This is a genomic window from Streptomyces sp. NPDC031111 (genome assembly GCF_055570675.1).
In genome coordinates this window covers 194434-214903 of record NZ_JBVIGS010000005.1, presented here as the reverse complement: position 1 = coordinate 214903, position 20470 = coordinate 194434, and the positions used below count along the sequence as shown (strand labels likewise).

Genomic DNA, 20470 nt, shown 5'->3' with positions numbered 1-20470 from the left:
CGCCCTGACGGACCTTCAACACAGGGCTTGAGCCGGGCGAAAGTCCTGGCGACGACGGTCACCTTAGAGGGTGTGCGGGGAGAGGCCCGCCTCCCGGGGGGAGCTTGACTGATCTGTGGGGGGACATGAATACTCGGTGAGCCGTCAACGGCAGGGGGGCGTGTTCACCCTTGCGGTGAACATTTTTTGTTCAGGTGGTTTCACCTTCAACGGCGAGAAAGACGGTCGTTCGGACTCCGTGACAGGAGCCCGGCGCACGGGGGACGGGCTATCTCACCATGCTTCACCAGCACCATGCGTTGATTCGGCGTGCGGTCGTTTCCGACCTCACCCGGCTCATGGAACTCGAGGAGCTGTGCTGGCCTCGGGAGTTGCGGGTTTCACGCGGCACCATCGAGCGCCGGCTGGCCGTCAATTCGGCCGGGCAATTCGTCATCGAGACCGATGACGGCGTGGGCGGGGTCATCTACTCGCAGCGCATCGCCGACGTCGGCGAGCTGGGCTCCGCACGGTTCGACACCGCGGACCGGCTGCACCGCGCGGACGGTGCCGTCGCCCATGTGCTGTCCCTGAACATCGACCCCCGCATGCAGAGCCTCGGCTACGGGGACGCCCTCCTGGAACACCTCCTGACGTGGTGTCATGAGGAGGCGAAGGTCCGGACCGCGGTCGGCGTCACCCGCTGCCACGACTTCGCGCGGCACCCCGGCTGGGAGCTCGCCCAGTACATCAACGCCCTCAACGGGCAAGGGCGTTGCCTGGACACCGTGCTGAGGATGCACCAACTGCACGGCGCCGAGATTCGCCGACTCGTGCCGGATTACCGGCCCGCCGACACCGTCAACCAGGGAAACGGCGTCCTGGTCGAATACGACCTCAACGGCCGCCGGGAGCGGGTCCGTCAGTTGGCGAGCACCGCAGCCGAAAAGACCGCCGACATTCCTATTCCTCCACTTGAGGCACTGGCCGACGAGGTGCGGGAATTCCTGGTGGCGACGGCGGGTGCCGCGGCATCGGACCGGTCCGGTGAACTCCTCCTGGAAATCCCGTTGTTCGAGCTGGGAATCGACTCGGCGAGCCTTCTCGATCTCCAGGAAAGGATCGAGGGCCAATACGGCGTCCAGCTCGGAACGCTGTTCTTCTTCGAGTGCAACACGGGCTCGAAAATCGTGGATTATCTCGACGGTCTCCGGGAGGAAACCGATCCGGATCAGCAGGACGTCGGCAATGCACCGGCACCGGACGGGCAGGACATCGCGATCGTCGGCATGGCCTGCCGGCTGCCCGGAGGCATCGACCACTACACCGAACTCTGGCGCCTCCTCGCGGACCGCGGCTCGGCCGTGGGGCCGCTGCCCGACGGCCGCTGGCAGTGGCCCGAGGGCATCGGCCCGGACACCCACCCGGGCATCGACCGGGGCGGGTTCGTCACGGACGGGGACTGCTTCGAGGCCGGGCTGTTCCGGATCACGCCCAACGAGGCCCGCCGCATGGACCCCCAACAGCGCTGGATGCTGGAGCTGAGCTGGGCCTGCCTGGAGGACGCCGGACGCGCGCCGAGCGCCGTCGCGGGCGCCTCGATCGGCGTGTTCATCGGCGCCAGCGGCTCGGACTACCAGCGCGTCATGGACACCCGTCGGCTCCCGGTGCGCGCGCACGGCGGGCTGGCCACCTCCATGGCGATCATCGCCAACCGGGTCTCCTACTTCTTCGACCTGCGCGGACCGAGCATCCAGGTGGACACCGCCTGCTCCAGCTCCCTGGTCGCCGTCCACCAGGCCGTCCGGGCACTGCGCGCCGGCGAGTGCGAGGCCGCCCTGGTCGGCGGGGTGAACGTGCTCTGCCATCCGGCGGCGAGCGTCGCCTACCACCAGGCGGGCATGCTCTCGCCGGACGGCCTGTGCAAGACCTTCGACGCGGGTGCCAACGGCTATGTGCGCTCCGAGGGCGGAGTGGTCATGCTGCTCAAGCCGCTGGCCGCCGCGCTCGCCGACGGCGACCACGTGCACGCCGTGATCAAGGGCAGCGCCACCAACCACGGCGGCCAGGCGGGCGGACTCACCGTGCCCAGCGCGCCGATGCAGGCGAGCCTCGTCTCCGCGGCGCTCGCCGACGCGCGCATGACAGCCGCCGACGTGACGTACGTCGAGGCCCACGGCACCGGCACCGCGCTCGGCGACCCGATCGAGGTCCAGGGCCTCAGCCGCGCCTTCGCGGGCAGCACCACCCCGTGCGGGCTCGGCTCCGTCAAGACCAATCTCGGTCATCTCGAGGCCGCCGCGGGCATCACCGGGCTCCTGAAGATCGTCCTGTCCCTGCGTCACGGGCGACTGCCCGCGTCCCTCCACTACGAGCGCCTCAACCCCAAAGTCGCCCTCGACGGGACGCCGTTCTCCATAGTCGACCGCCTCCGTGACTGGCCGGCCGCGGCGGACGGTGTGCGCGTCGCCGGAGTGAGCAGCTTCGGCTCCGGCGGCAGCAACGCCCACGTGATCGTCGCGGAGCCCCCGGCGCCCCAGGCCCGTCCCGCCACCACCAGGACACCGGAAACCCCCGTGGCGGTCGTACTCTCCGCGGAGAGCGACGAACTCCTTGTCCGCCAGGCCGATTCGCTCCTCGCCCACCTGCGCACCACCCGGCCCGGGCCGGCCGCGCTGCGGGACCTGGCCCACACGCTCCAGGTCGGACGGGCACCCCTGACCGAGCGGCTGGCGCTGCTCGCCGCCGACCCCGCGGAACTCGAAACCCTGCTCACGCGCGTGGTCTCCGGTGAGCGGGTGGCAGCGCCCGCCGGTTTCCGCGGCCGGGCCAGGCGCACCGGCCGCGCCACCGCACCGGCCCCGGACGGGCGGGACGCGGCCCGGCTGGCCGAGGACTGGGTGCAGGGCGCGGCCGTCGACTGGTCGGCGCTGTACCGGGACGGCGTGCCGCCCCGTCGAATACCCCTGCCGACGCACGTCTTCGCCCGGACCCGCTACTGGCTGGACACCGAGGAACCCGCGCGCCCGGCGGGCGGAGGCCACCCGCTGCTGACCTCCACGGCGACCGGTGAGGACGGTGTGCGGACGTACGAGTCCGTCTTCACCCGGCAGGACTTCTTCCTGCGCGACCACCGCGTCCAGGGCGAGCCGGTCCTGCCCGCCGTCGCCTACCTGGAGCTGGCGCGCGAGGCCGTCCACCGTGCACTCCCGCCCTCGGCCGACGGTACGTCCGTACGCCTGGACGACGTGGTGTGGTCGCGTCCGGTCGTCGTCGGCGACGCCCCGCGCACCGTCCACACCACCGTGACGCACGACGCCGACGGCCGGGCCGCCTTCGAGATCCGCACCACCGGCCCCGACGGCACGACGGACACGGTGACGCACTCACGCGGACGAGGATCGCGCGCCGCGAGCACCCACGACCCCCTGGACCTGGCCGCGCTGACGGCCCGTACGGGCACGGCGGTGCTCGGCGCGGACGAGTGCTACGACGCCCTGCGCGCCGCCGGGCTGGACTACGGCCCCGCCCACCGGGCACTGCGGGAGGTGCGACTGGGGGAGCGGGAGGCGCTGGCGACCCTGGTCGTACCCGACTGTGTGGCGGCGACCGCCGGCGACTACGTGCTGCACCCCAGCGTGCTCGACGGCGCGCTCCAGGCGGTGTACGCGCCGGAGATCCACGCCGCCCGGCCCGACGCGGACGGGCGGACGCCCGCATGGACGGCGCCGCTTCCGTTCGCCCTCGACTCCCTGGAGGCACGGGGCACCACTCCCGCCACCGCCTACGCGTGGGTGCGCGAGGCCGCCGGCTCCTCGGACGACGTACGGCGCTGGGACATCGACCTCTGCGACGAGCACGGCCGGGTGTTCGCGGCGCTGCGCGGCTACTGCGCGCGCCGCCGCCCCGATTCCGCACCGCGGGCCACCGAGCGGGTCACGCTGCTCCGGCCGACGTGGAGCGAGCGCCCCGCCGCCCCGGACCGGGGGCCCCGCTACACCGCGCGGACGGTGCTGGCCTGCGGCTTCGAGGAACGCCTGGCGGAACTCCGCACACTGGCCCCGCACCTCACCTTCCTCGACCCGGACGAACCGGGGACCGGTGCCGCGTCGGACGTCCCGGCCGACCCGCCGACCCGGCCCGAACAGGCCGTCGCCGCACGGGCGATCCGGCTGTTCCAGGCGCTCAAGGGCATCCTGCTGGGCAGGCCCGCCGGCCCGGTGCTCGTGCAGGTACTGGTCCCGGCCGACGGGACCGGGCGCCTGCACGAGGCGTTGTCCGGCCTGCTGCGGACGGCACAGCTGGAGAACCCGGCACTGGTGGGCCAGCTCCTGTCCGTGCCCGCCGATGCCACGGCGGCCGCCCTCGCCACGATCCTGGACGACGACAGCCGTTCCCCGCAGGACCGGCGGGTGCGCCACGAGGACGGACGACGGCACGTCCTCGGCTGGGAGCCCCTGACCGCGCGGACGGCGGACGGCACCGCGGACGTCCCGTGGCGGGAGCGGGGCGTGTACCTCGTCACCGGCGGCGCCGGCGGCCTGGGCCTCGTGTTCGCCGCGGAGATCGCCCGCCGGGCGCCCGGCGCGGTGCTGTGCCTGACCGGCCGCTCCCCGCTCACCGCGGACAGGGAAGCGCGGCTCGCGGCCCTGCGCGACGCGGGCGCGACCGTCGAGTACCACGTGCTGGACGCCGCCGACCGGCAGGGCACCCGGGACCTCGTCGCCGGTCTCGTGGGCCGCTTCGGCGGTCTGCACGGGGTGCTGCACTGCGCGGGCGTGCTCCACGACGCCTTCCTGCTCAAGAAGTCGGCGGCGGAGTTCGGCCGGGTCCTGCGCCCGAAGCTGGACGGCGCGGTCGCCCTGGACGAGGCCACCCGGGACACGGAACTGGACTTCTTCGCCCTGTTCTCGTCGATCATGGGCACGACCGGCAACGTCGGCCAGGGCGACTATGCCGTGGCCAACGCCTTCCTCGACGCCTTCGCCCACCACCGGGACGAGCTGGTCCGGTCCGGCTCCCGCAGCGGCCGTACCGTCGCCATCGGCTGGCCGCTGTGGGAGAGCGGCGGCATGGGCGCGGACGACACCACACGCGACGCGCTCCGGGTACGCACGGGCCTCGCGCCGATGACGAGCTCGGCCGGCGTGGCGGCCTTCCACCACGCCCTCGCCTCGGGCGAGCCGCAGGTGCTCGTCGGCGCGGGGGACGAGGCGGCACTGCGCGCCCTGCTCGACGGCGCGCCCGAGACCGAGCGGGCCGATGCCTCCGAAGGCGGCACCCGCCCCGAACTCACCGAGGAGACCCTCGCACTGCTCCGGCAGACGCTGGCCCGCGTCACGGGACTGGCCGCGGACGGGCTCGACGCGGACGAACTCCTCGGCGCCTACGGGATGGACTCCATCCTGGCGACCGAGCTGACCGCCGCACTGGAGTCCACCTTCGGACCGCTGCCCAAGACGCTGATGTTCGAGTACCACACGCTGTCCGAGCTGGCCGGCTACTTCCTCGAACGACACCGGCCCGTGCTGGAGAAGTCGTTCACCCCGTCCGGCGCGGCCCCCGAGACCGCCCGCGAACCGCTGCCGGCCGCCGCCGAGCGGACGGCCGCACCCGAGCCCACACAGCCGGCACCGTCCGCCCTGGACATCGCGATCATCGGGGTGTCCGGCCGTTACCCCGGGGCCCGTGACCTGGGCGAGTTCTGGCGGAACCTGCGCGACGGCCGCGACTGCGTCACCGAGGTGCCCGAGGACCGCTGGGACTGGCGCGCCTACTACAGCGAGGACCGCACCGAGCCCGGGCGCCACTACAGCAAGTGGGGCGGCTTCATCGCCGAGGTCGACCGCTTCGACCCGCTGTTCTTCAACATCTCGCCGTACGAGGCCGACTTCCTGGACCCGCAGGAACGGCTGTTCCTGGAGCACGCCTGGTCGGCCCTGGAGGACGCCGGGCACACCCGCGAGGACCTGCGGCGCATCGACGGGCAGGTCGGCGTGTACGCGGGCGCCATGTGGAACCAGTACCAACTGCTGTTCCGGAACGGCGCCAACCCGAGCGCGGTCGGCAGCAGCTTCGCCGGCGTCGCCAACCGGGTCTCGTACGTGATGAACCTCCACGGACCGAGCATGACCGTGGACACGATGTGCTCCAGCTCGCTGACGGCTCTGGAGCTGGCCTGCCGGGACCTGCGGGACGGCCGTACCAGGCTGGCGTTCGCGGGCGGGGTCAACGTGACCGTCCACCCCAACAAGTACCTGAGCCTCAGCGCGGGCCAGTTCATCTCCGGAAAGGGCCACTGCGAGAGCTTCGGCATCGGCGGGGACGGCTACATCCCGGGCGAGGGCGTGGGAGTCGTCGTACTGAAGCCGCTGCGCGACGCCGAACGCGACGGCGACCACGTCTACGGCGTCATCAAGGGAATCGGCATCTCGCACGGCGGCCGCACCAACGGCTACACCGTGCCCAACCCGCGCGCCCAGAGGGCGGCCGTCGCCGACGCGCTGCGCGGGGCCGGGGCCGACCCCCGCGCCGTCAGCTACATCGAGGCGCACGGCACCGGCACCAAGCTGGGCGACCCCATCGAGATCACCGCGCTCAGCCAGGCGTTCGGCGAGGACGCCGAGCGGCAGTACTGCCTCCTCGGCTCGGTGAAGTCGAACATCGGCCACTGCGAGAGCGCGGCGGGCATCGCCGGACTCACCAAGGTCCTGCTGCAACTGGAACACGGCCGGATCGCCCCCTCGCTCCACTCCCGCACGCTCAACCCCGACATCGACTTCGCCGCGACCCCGTTCGTCGTCAACCAGGAACTGCGCGAGTGGGAACGGCCCGTCGTCGACGGCCATGTCCGGCCCCGGCTCGCCGGTGTCTCGTCGTTCGGCGCGGGCGGCTCCAACGCGCACGTGCTGGTGGAGGAGTACACCGACCGACGCCCGGCGCCGCCCTCCGGGCAGCCCGCGCTGTTCCCGCTGTCCGCCAGGGACACGGACCGCCTGCGCGCCTACGCGGCTCAACTGCTGAGGTTCGTACGGGAGAAGGAAGCCGACCCCGGTACGGCCGTGCCCGCCGACCTGGCCTACACCCTCCAGGTCGGGCGCGAGGCCATGGACGAGCGTCTCGCGATCGTGGCCGCCACCTGGGCGTCGCTCGCCGACAAGCTGGAGCGGTACCTCGCGGGCGACGGGGACATCGAGGACGTGGCCGGCGGCAACGCCAAGCGGGATCGCGACACCCTGGCCTCGCTCCTGCCCGCCGAGGAACTCACCCGGACCGCACGGCGGTTGCTGGAGCGGGGCGAGCTGTCCCGCCTCGCGGGCCTCTGGGTGCGCGGCGCGTCGGTCGACTGGCGCGGAGCGCACATCGTCGGCGCACCGCGCCGGATCAGCGCACCGACCTACCCCTTCGCCCGGGACCGGCACTGGGTGCCGGAGGCGCTCGCGGCGAGCGCGACCGCGACCCCGGCCGAGCCCGCTGCCACCCCCGCCGAACCCGCCCGTGGCGAGGTCCGTTTCCTCACCAAGCGGTGGCGCCCGGCGCCGCACTCCGCGCCGCCGCAGGGCGACCCGGCCGCCTTCGTCGTCGTCCTGCACGACGCCGCCACCGCGCCCCTGGCCGCCGCGCTGGCCCGGCTCTGCGACGGCGCGACCCTGGTGGAGACGGGCCCGGACGCCGAGCAGCGGCTCGGACGCGCGGCCGAGGACTGCTCCGCCTGGATCGACCTCACCGGCCTGTCCCCGCACGACCGGCCCGGCGAGTCGCTCGCGCCGCTCCAGACGCTGCTCACCGCCAAGGCGGCGCGCGACCTGCGGCTGCTGTACGTGACCCAGGGACTGGAAGCCCACCCGCGCACCCGGACCGACCTGGCCGGCGCATCGCGCGCCGGGCTCTACAGGATGCTCCAGAGCGAGTACGGCGGTCTCGTCTCACGCCATGTCGACCTGGACCCCGCGGTGTCCGGCGACGAACGGCTGGCGGCCGTCATCCGTCGCGAACTGGACGAAGCCGACGACGAGGTGGAGGTCTGCCACCGGGACGGCGTCCGCTACGCCCCCGTGCTCCGCGACCTCGAACCGGCCGCGCCGACCGCTGCCCCCACCCCCTTCGCCGAGGACGAGGTGCTCCTGGTGACCGGCGGCACGCGCGGCCTCGGGCTGCTGTGCGCGCGGCACCTGGTGCGGCGCCACGGCGTCCGGCGGCTCGTGCTCACCGGCCGGGACCCGCTGCCCCCGCGCCACCTGTGGGACGACCCGGACGCCTGCGCACCCGCCGCGCGCGGCAAGATCCGCGCCGTACGGGACCTCGAGGCCGAGGGCGTCGAGGTGCGGGTGCTCGCGCTGCCGCTCGACCGGGGCGACGAGGTCGCCGCGGGCCTGCGCGCCGTGGAGGACTCGATGGGCAGGATCGCCGGTGTCGTCCACGCGGCCGGACTGGTCGACACGGAGAACCCGGCGTTCGTCCGCAAGTCCGTCGCGGGCATCGCCCGGGTCGTCTCCCCGAAGACCGAGGGCACCCGCAACCTGCTGGCCGCCCTGGACGCCTCGGCGCCGCGCTTCGTGCTCCTGTTCTCCTCCGTCTCCGCGGCCGTGCCCACCCTGGGCGCCGGGCAGAGCGACTACGCCATGGGCAACGCCTACCTGGACTACGTGGCCCAGGCGCACGAAGGAACCCTGCCGGTCACGAGCATTCAGTGGCCCAGCTGGCGCGACACCGGATTCGGTGAGGTCACCAACCGGGCCTACACCGACACCGGCCTGCTCAGCATCACGGACGGCGAGGGCCTCGCCCTCCTCGACGAGATCCTGACGACCAGGCGCGCCCCGGTCGTCATGCCGCTGGTCGTCGACGCCGCCCGTTTCGAGCCCGCCGCTCTGCTGAGCCCCGCGCGCCGCCCGGCCGTAGCGCCGGCCCCTCGTCCCGCCCCGCACCCCGCCGACTCCGCGCCCGCCCTCGACGGCGGCGACTCCGCGCCGGCCGAGCGGCTCATGGCGTTCCTCGGCGAGACCTTCGAGGCCGAACTCCGACTGAAGCCCGGGGTGCTCGACGCGCGCACCTCCTACGCCGACTACGGCGCCGACTCGATCCTGCTGGCCCAGGTGCTCCAGAGGATCCGGCGACGCCTGGATGTCACTCTGGACCCCTCGGCGCTCCTCGAGCACCCCACGCTGGAGGACTTGACGGCCTGGCTGCTCGACGCGCACGAGGCGGAGGTGACCGCCGCGTTCGGAGCCCCGGGCGCCGTCGCGGAGGGGGTACCCGCCTCGCCGGCCACCGCGCCGCGAGCCGCGCAGTCCCCGGAGGCCGCGCGCCCGGCCGCGGACCCCACACGCCCCGCGCCCGTCGCCGTCGTCGGCATGGCCTGCCGCCTGCCCGGCGCACCCGACCTCGCCGCCTATTGGGACCTGCTGTCCGAGGGCAGGTCCGCCATCCGCCCGGTCCCCGACGACCGGTGGGGGAGCCCTGCCGGCTTCGCGGCCGGAGTCGTCGACGACGTGTACGGCTTCGACCCGGGCCACTTCATGCTGCGCCCCGAGGACGTACGGGCCATGGACCCGCAGGCGCTCGTGCTGCTGGAGGAGACCCTCAAGGCGATCCACCACGCGGGATACCGGCACGAGGACCTCGACGGCAGCAACACCGGTGTGTACGTCGGGGCCCGCGGCCGAGGCCGTGCGGAGGCCGGGCTGCTGGACGCGGCCCGCAACCCGATCATGGCGGTCGGCCAGAACTACCTGGCGGCCAACATCTCCCAGTTCTTCAACTGGCAGGGCCCGGCCATGGTCCTGGACACCGCCTGCTCCTCCTCGCTCGTGGCCATGAAACTGGCCACCGACGCCCTGGCCGCGGGCTCTGTCGACATCGCCGTGGTGGCGGGCGTCAGCCTGCTGACCGACCCCTCGGACCACGAGCTGTTCCGGCGCCGCGGTCTGCTGCGCGAGGACGGCGCGTTCCACGTGTTCGACCGCCGTGCGGCCGGGATCGTCCTCGGCGAGGGCGCCGGTGTGGTGGTCCTCAAACCGCTCGTGCAGGCGGAGCGGGACGGGGACACGGTGTACGCGGTGGTCGAGGGCATCGCCGTCAACAACGACGGACGTACCGCCGGCCCCGCCACGCCCAACCTCCAGGCGCAGCAGCAGGTGATGCGCGACGCGCTGCGCCGGGCGGGCCGCTCTCCCGGACAGCTGCCCTACCTGGAGACCAACGGCTCCGGCTCCCAGCTGACCGATCTGCTCGAACTGAAGGCCGTCCAGGCGGTCTACGGTGCCGCCGCGTACGACGCCCGCCCCGTGCTGCACCTCGGCTCCATCAAGCCCAACATCGGACATCCGCTGTGCGCGGAGGGCATCGCCGCCTTCATCAAGGTGGCGCTGATGGTGCACCACCAGCGCCTGGTGCCCTTCCTCTCGGGGCAGCAGCCGATGGAGCACTTCTCCCTCGACGCGGCCGGCCTCGCCTTCCCGCGCCGGGCCGAGGCGGCCGACCTGCCGTACGCGGCGCTCAGCAGCTTCGCCGACGGCGGCACCAACGGGCACGTCGTCGTCGGCCGGTACAGCGCCGCTCCCGGCGCGGCGCGCCGAGGGCCGGTGGCCCCTCCGGAGCTGACGCGCACCGACGTCCGCACGGCTGCCCCTGTCGAGCACGACAGCGCCACCACCGTGTGGATCAGGCGCCTCGAACCCGCGCACCCGCTCGTGGACCACCACCGGGTCCACGACCGCCGCCTGCTGCCCGGACTGGCCTGGATCGACCTGCTCTACCGGTGCTTCGCCGAGTCCGGCGAGGCACCCGAAGGGCTCGAACTGCGCAACCTCTCCATCCACCGTCCGCTCGCGGTGGACGACACGGCCGTGGACCTCCGGATCGAGGCCCGCCGGGACACCGGGGACAGTTGGCGCATCGAGGCCGGTGACGCCGCCGGTCGCTTCATCACCGCCTGGATGCACCGCGTGGCTCCCACGCCGTACGACGAGCGTGCCCGAATCCCCGAGGACGCCACGGTCAGGAGCCTCGACGAGGTGTACCGCGGCTACCGGGAGCTGGAACTGGTCCATTCGGGCCCCATGAAGGCCCACGGCACGGTCGCCGACACCTCCGGGGCCGTGTGGGTGCGGGCCGACGCGGGGCAGGGGGAGGACCCGGAGGACCACCTCTTCCACCCGGCGCTGATCGACGGCAGCGCGGTCGCGGCCACCGACGCCCTCGCCGGACCGTCCCGCGGCGAGTCACGCCTGTTCCTGCCGCTGTTCTACAAGTCCTTCCGGGCGTCCGGGCCCCTGGGGGACGCCTGTGTGACGCGGATCCGCCGGGACACGGCCGTCCTGCGCGCGGAACTCCTCACCTTCACCATGGAGTTCTTCGACGCCGACGGGCGCAAGGTCGGCGAACTGGCGGAGTACACCGGCAAGGCGGTGCGCCAGGCCGGCCACATCAACCCCGCCCGTGGAGACGCCGGCCCGGTCCTGCGGCCCGCCGCCACCGCGCCCACAGTGGTGGAAGCCGATGGCCGCCCGGTCCTCGAAGCCGTCCGGTCCGTGGTCGCCGAACAACTCGGCGTCCCCGCGGACCAGATCTCCACGACCACGAGCTACTACGAGCTCGGCCTGGACTCCGCGAAACTGCTCCAGGGGGCGACCCGCCTGGAGGAGACGCTGGGCACGCCGCTCTCCCCGACGCTGCTGTTCGAACACCCGACTGTGGCCGAGCTGGCCCGGCACCTCGTCGGTGCGCACCCGGTCACGGTGGCCGGGGCGCCGACGTCCGCCGCCGTGGCGACGGACGGTGGCGGTGACGTCGAAGAGCGGATCCTCGACGCGAGCACAGCCGGCGACATCGCCGTCATCGGCATGGCCGGACGCTATCCCAAGGCCCGCAGCCTCGCGGAGTTCTGGGAGAACCTGAGGACGGGACGGGACTGCGTCACCGAGGTCCCCAAGTCCCGCTGGGCGCACGGCGACACGCCGGACGGCTCACCCTGGGGCGGGTTCCTCGACGACGTCGACTGCTTCGACGCCGGATTCTTCGGCATCCCGGCGGACGAGGCCGCTCTCCTCGACCCACAGGAACGCCTGTTCCTGGAGGTCTGCTGGGAGACGGTCGAGGACGCCGGATACACCCCGGCCGAACTCTCCCGCGCCCGCGGCACGGGCCCGCGGCGCGCCGTGGGCGTGTACGTCGGCGTGATGCACCAGGACTACGCCCTGCTCCAGGAGGATGCGGTGCGCCGGGGGCAGCGCATGCCCCTGGCGTTCAACGCGGCGACCGTCGCCCACCGCGTCTCGCACGTCTGCGACTTCCACGGACCGTCCCTGGCCGTCGACACGGTGTGCGCCTCGTCGCTCAGCGCCGTGCACCTCGCCGTCGAGGCCCTGCGCCGCGGCGAGTGCGAGGCGGCGCTCGCCGGCGGGGTCAACCTGTCCCTGCATCCGGCCAAGTACCGGACGTACGGCGGACTCGGGCTGCTCGCACAGGACCGGCCGGCCCGCTCCTTCGGCGCCGGCGGAGACGGCTACGTCCCGGCCGAGGCCGTGGGGGCCGTGCTGCTGAAGCCGCTGGAACGGGCGCTGCGGGACGGTGACGCCGTCTACGCGGTGATCAAGGGCAGCGCGGTCAACCACTCCGGGCGCACCCCCGGCTTCCGGGTGCCCTCGGCGGCCGCGCAACAGGCCGTGATCACCGACTGCCTCGACCGGGCCGGCGTCGATCCGGCCTCCCTCGGCTGCGTGGAGGCGCACGGCACCGGTACGGAGATCGGCGACCTGATGGAGGTGCAGGCCCTTCAGCGTGCCTTCGGCACGCGGACGGAGCGGACCGGCTTCTGCTCCCTGGGTTCGGTGAAGTCCGCCATCGGGCACGCCGAGGCGGCCGCCGGCATCGGCAGCCTGACCAAGGCCGTGCTCCAGCTCCACCACAGGACGCTGACCCCGCTCGTCCGGGCGGAACGGGACAACCCGTACCTCGATCTCGACGGCTCACCGTTCCGGCTCCAGACGGAGGCCGAGGAGTGGACCGCCGGGACGTCCGGGGCGGGGTCGCCGCGCCGGGCGGGCGTCAGCGCCTTCGGCGCCACGGGCGCCAACGCCCATGTCGTCCTGGAGGAGGCGCCCGTCATCGCCGGACCCGGCGATGACACCGTCACGCCCGCCGCCGTGCTCGTCCCGCTGTCCGCCAAGGACGAGGACCGGCTGCGCGCCTACGCCGGGCGCCTGCTGGACTTCCTCGACGCACGGGACCACATCGACCTGGCGGCCCTCGCCCACACCCTCCAGACGGGCCGTGTGGCGCTGGAGGAGCGCCTGGTGCTGGCGGCCCACGACCTCGACGGGCTGCGGGACGCCCTGCGCGGCTTCCTGCGGGGCGCGCGGCCCGCGAATCTGTGGCGGGCCCGCACCGAGGATCCCACGGGGGAGACGCGGCTGCTGGACGAGGACGACGTCCTCGACGACCTGGTCTCCCGGTGGTCCGCGCAGGGCCGACTGCGCAAGATCGCCGAGCTGTGGCTGGAGGGCTACGACGTCCCCTGGCACCGCCTCCACAGGACCCCGCCGCACCGCCTCCACCTGCCCACCTACCCGTTCGCCAGGGAGCGCCACTGGATCGCCGGGGACGCACCGGCCGCGTACCCCCTGTCGCAGCGGGAGCAGCTGCCGGAACCGCCGCACCCGGCCACCCTCACGGCACCCACAGCCGCGGACACCGAGGACCGTCCGTCCCAGGCACCCGTGGCCGGCCCGGTCTGGCGTCTCGCCGCCACCGGCGAACCCCTCCCGGCGCGGGTGGAAGCGTCCGCCGAAGAACGGGCGCGCGGTTTCGTGCGGCAGCTGCTCGCGGTCCAACTCGGCCGCGCCGCCGAGGAGATTCCCGTGCACACGGGCTTCCTGGACCTGGGCCTCGGCTCGCTGGGAGCCGTCCGGCTGACCCGGGAGCTGGCCGCGACCATCGCGCCCGGCTTCGTACCGAGCACGCTCTTCGAGCACACCACGGTCGCCGCGCTCGCCGCCCACCTCACCGGCGCCCACCCGGACCGGGTGGCCCGGCTGGTCCCCGACGACCCGGGACCGCGGCCGGGCCCGGCACCGGCCACCCCGCGCCCCGAAGTCCTCGGCCTGCTGGAACGGCTGGGAACGGGCGCCCTGGACCTCGAAGACGCGATAGCGCTCCTCGACGCAGAGAGAAGCACGAAGTGAAGCACGAACTGAGCGCCCTGATCGCCGACTACCGGGCCGGGAAGATCAGCGAAGCCGAGGTCGGCGACCTGCTGAGGCGGCTCAGGCGGGGGGCACGGACGTACCCGCTCACCGAGGGCCAGCGCGGCCTGTGGGCGTTGCAGCAGGCGTTCCCCGACGCCACCGCCTACAACGTGCCGCTGTGCTTCCGCGTGCGCGGCCTGGACACCGCGGCGTTCCTGCGGGCATGGCGTGCCGTGGCCGAGGCCCACCCGGTGCTCACCACGGTGCTCGGCGGTGACGCGGACGGGCCGCACCAGTCGGTCGACCCCGACCGTGCGCCCGACTTCGCCGAGGTGGACCTGTCGGCCCTCCCGGACGCCGAAGCGCTCGCCGCCGTCGAACGCGAGCACAAGCGCCCGTTCGCGACGGACGGCGAGGCGCTGGTCCGGATCCGCGTCTTCACCCGACCGGCGGACGAGTCGATCGTGCTGGTCGGCGTCCACCACATCGTCTTCGACGGCACCTCGGCCCGCGTCCTGACGCGGTCGCTGTTCGAGGCGTACGAGCGCGTCCTGGCCGGAGCCGATCCCGCCCCGGCGGTACCGGCGGCGCACTTCCACGACTTCGTGGAGCGGCAGCGGGCCACCCTTCCCGCCCGGCGCGCCGAACTGCTCGCCCACTGGCGGCAGAAGCTGGCGGGCCCGTTGCCCACGCTGAACCTGCCCACCGACCGGCCGCACGGCCAGGTGGTGGACCGGTTCGCCGGGGACACCTGCTTCACCGGCCTGCCGGCCGCGCCGGCGGCGGGGATCGCGGAATCGGCCGCCCGATGGGGTGTGACACCCGCGGCGCTGATGCTCGGCGCCTACGGGGCCGTGCTGGCCACCTACTCGGAGGACCGGGAGTTCGTCGTCGGCGTGCCCGTGAACGAGCGTACGGACGAGGCACTCGCCGACGCCATGGGATTCATGATCAACATGGTCCCCGTGCGGATGCGCCTCGCCGACGACGAGCCCTTCCGGGAGCTGGTCGGCCGGGTACAGCGTGACCTGATCGACGGGATGCAGCACAGCTACCCCTTCGCCGCCTTGGCCGCCGAACTGCCGCAGACACCCGCCCCGGACCGCTCCCCGGTCTTCCAGACGGCCTTCGTCTACCAGGACGTCCTGGACGGCATCGAGGGCCCCGGCCTGCCGTACGAGCTGCTCCACGAGGTGCACCAGGAAGGCGAGTACGAGCTGTCGGTGGAGGCGTGGCGCACCGACGACGGCTACACACTGCACTGGAAGTACCACCCCGAGCTGTACTCGCGGGACTTCGTCGAGCGGTTCGCGGACCGCTACACGCGCCTGCTCCGGACCGTGACCGGCGAGCCGGCGGTCCGGGTCGGCGAGCTGCGCCTGATCGCCGACGAGCCCGTCACACCCCAGGACGACGGCCCGTGCGTGCACGACATGGTCGACGCGGCCGTGCGCCGCCACCCCGACGCCGTCGCGGTCGAGGCCGACGACGAGGTCCTGACCTACGCCGAACTCGGCCGCCGCAGCGACGCCCTGGCGGCGCACCTGGTGGCACGCGGCGTACGTCGGGGCGATCTGGTGACCGTCCTGATGGACCGGTCCGCGGCCGTCGTCGTGGCGCTTCTCGGCATCCTCAAGGCCGGCGCGGCCTACGTCCCCCTCGACCCCGAACTGCCCGCCGCCCGCCTGTCCGACATCGTCACCGACAGCGGTACGACCCTCGTCGTCACCCAGTCCCGCCACAAGGAGCAGGCCCGCGCCCTCCTCACCGGCACGGGCGTCCCGGCCGACGGCGGCATCCTGGTGTTGGACGAGCAGCGCGCCGAACTCGCCGAGGCCGCGGCCCGGGGCGAGCGCGCGCAGGTCCGGGTGACCGAGTCCGACCTGGCGTACGTCATCTACACCTCCGGGAGCACCGGGAAGCCCAAGGGCGTGATGATCCCGCACCGCGGCTTCACCAACCTGCTGTGCTCGCTGGCCGAAGAGCCCGGCCTGGACCGTACGGACACGCTCTTCGCCGTCACCACGATCAGCTTCGACATGGCCCAGGTGGAGCTGTTCCTGCCGCTGGTGCGCGGCGGACGCTGCCATGTCTGCGACAGCGCGACGCTCAAGGACGTCGACCTGCTCAAGGAGCGCATCGCGCGTGTGCGGCCGACCGTCATGCAGGCCACCCCGGCCGCCTGGAGCATGCTCTTCCACTCCGGCTGGCGCAACCCGGAGGGGCTGCGGGCCTTCTGCGGCGGCGAGGCCCTCTCCCGCACGCTCAAGGAACAGTTCCTGAGCACCGGCACCGAGCTGTGGAACCTCTACGGTCCGACCGAGACGACGGTGTACTCCACCGGCACACTGGTGCGCGCCGACGCCCCGATCACCATCGGGCGGCCCCTCGCGAACACCGAGGCGCTCATCCTGGACGAACGGCTGCGGCCGGTGCCCGCCGGCGAGAGCGGGGAACTGTGCATCGCCGGCACGGGACTCGCCGACGGCTACGTGAACCGCCCCGAGCTGACCGCGGAGCGGTTCGTGGACCGTCCCACCGCGCTCGGCGGCCGCATCTACCGCACCGGTGATCTGGCCCGCTGGACCGACGACGGCGAGATCGAGTACCTCGGGCGGCTGGACTTCCAGGTGAAGATCCGTGGCTACCGCATCGAACTGGGCGACATCGAGTACCACCTGGGCCGGCACGAGGACATCGCCCAGTGCGTCGTCGTCGCGCGCGGCGAGGACGCGGCGAGGCATCTCGTCGCGTACTACGTACCCGCCGGTGAGCGGGAGGGCAGCGCGGCCGCCCTGAAGGAGCATCTCCGGGCGAGCCTTCCGGCGTACATGGTCCCCGACCACTACGTCGCGCTCGACGCCGTCCCGCTGACGGGCAGCGGCAAGGTCGACCGCAACGCGCTGATGCGTCGGGAGATCTCACGCGCACCCCGGCCGGACCGGAACGCCCCGCCGCAGCCTTCCGCCGTCTCGCCCTCCTCGCGTGCCGAGACCGAGCAGCGCGTGCTCGCCTGCTGGCGTGAGATCCTCCAGATCACCGACATCGACCCCACGGACTCCTTCTTCGAAGTGGGCGGCAACTCGCTGGCGGCCGTGCTGCTCGCGCAGCGGATCAGCGGCGAGTTCCAGGTGGCGTTCGCGACCGCCGACCTGTTCAAGCACAGCAGCGTCCGCGCCATCGCCGAGCACCTGTCCACGACGGCGGCCCCGCACGAGGACCCGCCCGCCGACACCGACCGCCCGGCCGCCGGACAGGACCCGTCGGTGCCCGAGGACGCGATCGCGGTCGTCGGCATCGCCTGCCGCTTCGCCGACGCCGACGACCACTGGGAGTTCTGGGAGAACCTCACCCGGGGCGACGCCGCGACCCGCTGGTGGAGCGAGGGGGAACTGCGCGACGCCGGCGTGCCCGAGCAGCTGCTGCGCGATCCGAGGTTCGTGCCCCTGCGCTCCTCCCTCGACGGCAAGGAACTCTTCGACGGCGAGTTCTTCCGGCTGTCACCGCATCACGTCGCCCTGATGGACCCGCAGTTCCGCCAGCTGCTCCTGCACTCCTGGAAGGCCGTCGAGGACGCCGGCTACAACCATCACGACATCCCCGGCACCGCCGTCTACGTCACCCACGGCAACCACTTCTACGGCGCACCCGCCGACGGGGCGCCCACCGGCGTCGTGGAGACGCCGGAGCAGTACCTCTCGTGGGTGATGAGCCAGAGCGGCACCGTCGCCGCGATGATCTCCCAGCAGCTCGGCTTCGGCGGCCCGAGCATGTCCGTGCACTCGAACTGCTCCTCCTCGCTGACCGCCCTGTCGCTGGCCGCCCAGGCGGTGCGCTCCGGCGAGACCGACTTCGCGCTGGTCGCCGCCGCGTCCGCGGCGAGCGTCGACAGCAGGGGCTACGTCCACCAGCCCGGCCTCAACCTCTCCGGCGACGGCCGCGTCAAGGCCTTCGACGCCGACGCCGACGGCATGGCCGGCGGCGAGGGCGTCGCCGTACTGCTGATCCGCCGCGCCGCGGACGCCGTGGCCGCCGGCGACCACATCTACGGCCTGCTGCGCGACATCGCCGTGGGCAGCGACGGCGCCGACGCCACGGGCTTCTACAGCCCGAGCGTCACCGGGCAGAGCCGCGTGATCCGCAGCGTCCTCCGGCGCACGGGCATCGACGCCCGCTCGATCGGCTACGTCGAGGCCCACGGCACCGGCACCAAGCTCGGCGACCCCGTCGAACTGGCCGCGCTCACCGAGGCCTACCGCGACCACACCGACGCCACCGGCTACTGCGGCATCGGCTCGGTGAAGTCCAACCTCGGCCACCTCGACTCCGCCGCGGGGCTCGCCGGCAGCATCAAGGTCCTGCTCTCCCTGCACCACCGGCAGATCCCGCCGACCCTCCACTACACCCGCCCCAACCCGGAGCTGCGCCTCGACCGGTCGCCGTTCCACGTCGTGGACACGCTGCGGGAGTGGCCCGCCGGCCCCGCCCCGCGCCGGGCGGCGCAGAGCTCCATCGGACTGGGCGGCGCGAACGCCCACGCCGTCTTCGAGGAGTACGCCACCGACCACGCCGCCCGCGCCGACGACGGCTCCCCGCAGCTCGTGCCCCTGTCCGCACGCGCCCGCGCCGACCTGGACCGGTACGCCCGCGACCTGCTCGCGCATCTCCGCGGCCCCCGGGCGGCCGACACCCGGCTGCGGGATCTTGCCTACACCCTCCAGGTCGGCCGTGTGCCCATGACCGCACGGGTGGCGTTCGTCGTGCGGAATCTGGGCCAACTGGCCGACGAACTCGCTCTGTTCCTCGACGGCGCGGACTCGCCCCGGCGGTTCACCGGCGACCCGGCCGCCGCTGCCGCTCCCGAGCTTCCCGGGGACAAGCTCGCCCGCTGGTGGGACAAGGGCAAGCTGCGCAAGCTCGCCAAGGCCTGGGCGGGCGGCGCCGACGTCGGCTGGGCGGGGCTGGCCAGGCCCGTCGCAGGCCGCCGGCTCAGTCTGCCGACCTACCCCTTCCGCCCGGTCGCCCACCCCTGGCCGGCCCGCACCGGCGGCCCGGCACCCCGGACCGCGCCCCCCGCGCATCCGCTGCTGCACGAGAACGTCTCCGGACTCGGCGCCGTCCGCTACCGCAGCCGTTTCACCGGCGAGGAGTTCGTCCTGCGCGACCACGTGGTCGGCGGCCGACGGCTGCTGCCCGCCGTGGCGAGCCTGGAGATGGCGTACACCGCCGCCCGGCGCGCGGCACCCGGCGCCGCCCGGCGCGGCATCACCCTGAGGAACGTCACCTGGGTGCGACCGGTCGCCGTCGACGACGACGGCCTCGGCATCGAGTTCACCCTGTCCGAGGAGCGCCCGGGGACGGCGGACGGCCCGCTGCGCTTCGAGCTGACCGCCCCCGCCGACGGCAGCCCCCAGGCCCATGTGCAGGGCCGCGCCCTCCTCGCCGACGCCGCCCCCCGGCCCTCCGTCGACCTCGACGGGCTCCGGGCCGCCCTGACCCGGCGGCCGCTGACCGGCGCCGAGACCTACGACCACATCGCCCGCGCCGGCGTCGACTACGGATCCGGCTTCCGCGTCGTCCGCACGCTGTGGCGCGGCGACCACGACGGACGCCGCGAGGCACTGGCCGAGCTGCGCATCGACGAGGCGTCCCGCGACTCGCTGCGGCGGTACGCACTCCACCCGGCCTTCCTCGACGCGGCGATCCACACCTCGCTCGGTCTGCACCCCGCCCTCGACACGGCCGGCGCCCGACTGCCCGACGACGGCGCCGCGATGGCCGTGCCGTTCGCCCTCGACCGGCTCGACGTGTTCGCCGACTGCGACGAGTCGATGTACGCCTGGGTGCGCCCGGCGGCCGGGGCCCGTCCCGAGGGCGTCGCCCGTGTCCTGGACATCGATCTGACCGACGCCGACGGCCGTGTCTGCGCGGCCCTGCGCGGTCTGGCGTACCGCGCGGCCGACGCGGGGGAGCGGACCGCCGCCGAGCGCCGGGACTCGGAGCTGCGCCACCTGCTCCCCGTCTGGGAGCCGCGCAACCTCGCCCCCTCGGCGGACGACGCGACCGGGGAGCCGGGCGTCGTCCTGCTCTTCGACGCCGACCGGCGGCTGGGCGACGCCCTGTCCGCGTGCGCGCCCGGCCACCGGCGCGTCCCGCTGCCCCCCGGCGCCACCGTCGAGGAGATCGCCGCACGGATCCGCGAGGCCTGCGGCGACGACGCACCGGCGCACCTCGTGTGGGCCGCCCCGCACGACGACGGCGACCTGGTACGCGGACAGGAGCGGGGCGTCATCGAGGTCTACCGG

2 protein-coding genes (1 of these 2 cut by a window edge) are annotated in these 20470 nt (G+C 73.6%); both read left to right on the top strand.

From position 1 onward, the window contains the following. The first annotated feature begins 338 nt into the window (after window positions 1–338). Window positions 339–14162 carry an SDR family NAD(P)-dependent oxidoreductase gene (locus tag ACZ470_RS13550; RefSeq protein WP_468427028.1) on the top strand — a complete coding sequence of 4608 codons (13824 nt, stop codon included), beginning with the start codon at window positions 339–341 and terminating at the stop codon, window positions 14160–14162. Then, window positions 14159–20470, top strand: the start of a protein-coding gene (locus tag ACZ470_RS13545) for an amino acid adenylation domain-containing protein (RefSeq protein WP_468427027.1). It continues 15468 nt past the right edge of the window; 6312 of the gene's 21780 nt are visible here — the first part of the coding sequence; its start codon is at window positions 14159–14161; its stop codon lies beyond the right edge, outside the window. Before ACZ470_RS13550 ends, ACZ470_RS13545 begins: the two co-directional genes overlap by 4 nt.

Excerpts from the sequence above, each read along its gene's own strand:
- ACZ470_RS13550 (WP_468427028.1), top strand. The coding sequence starts at position 339 with ATGGAACTCGAGGAGCTGTGCTGGCCTCGGGAGTTGCGGGTTTCACGC.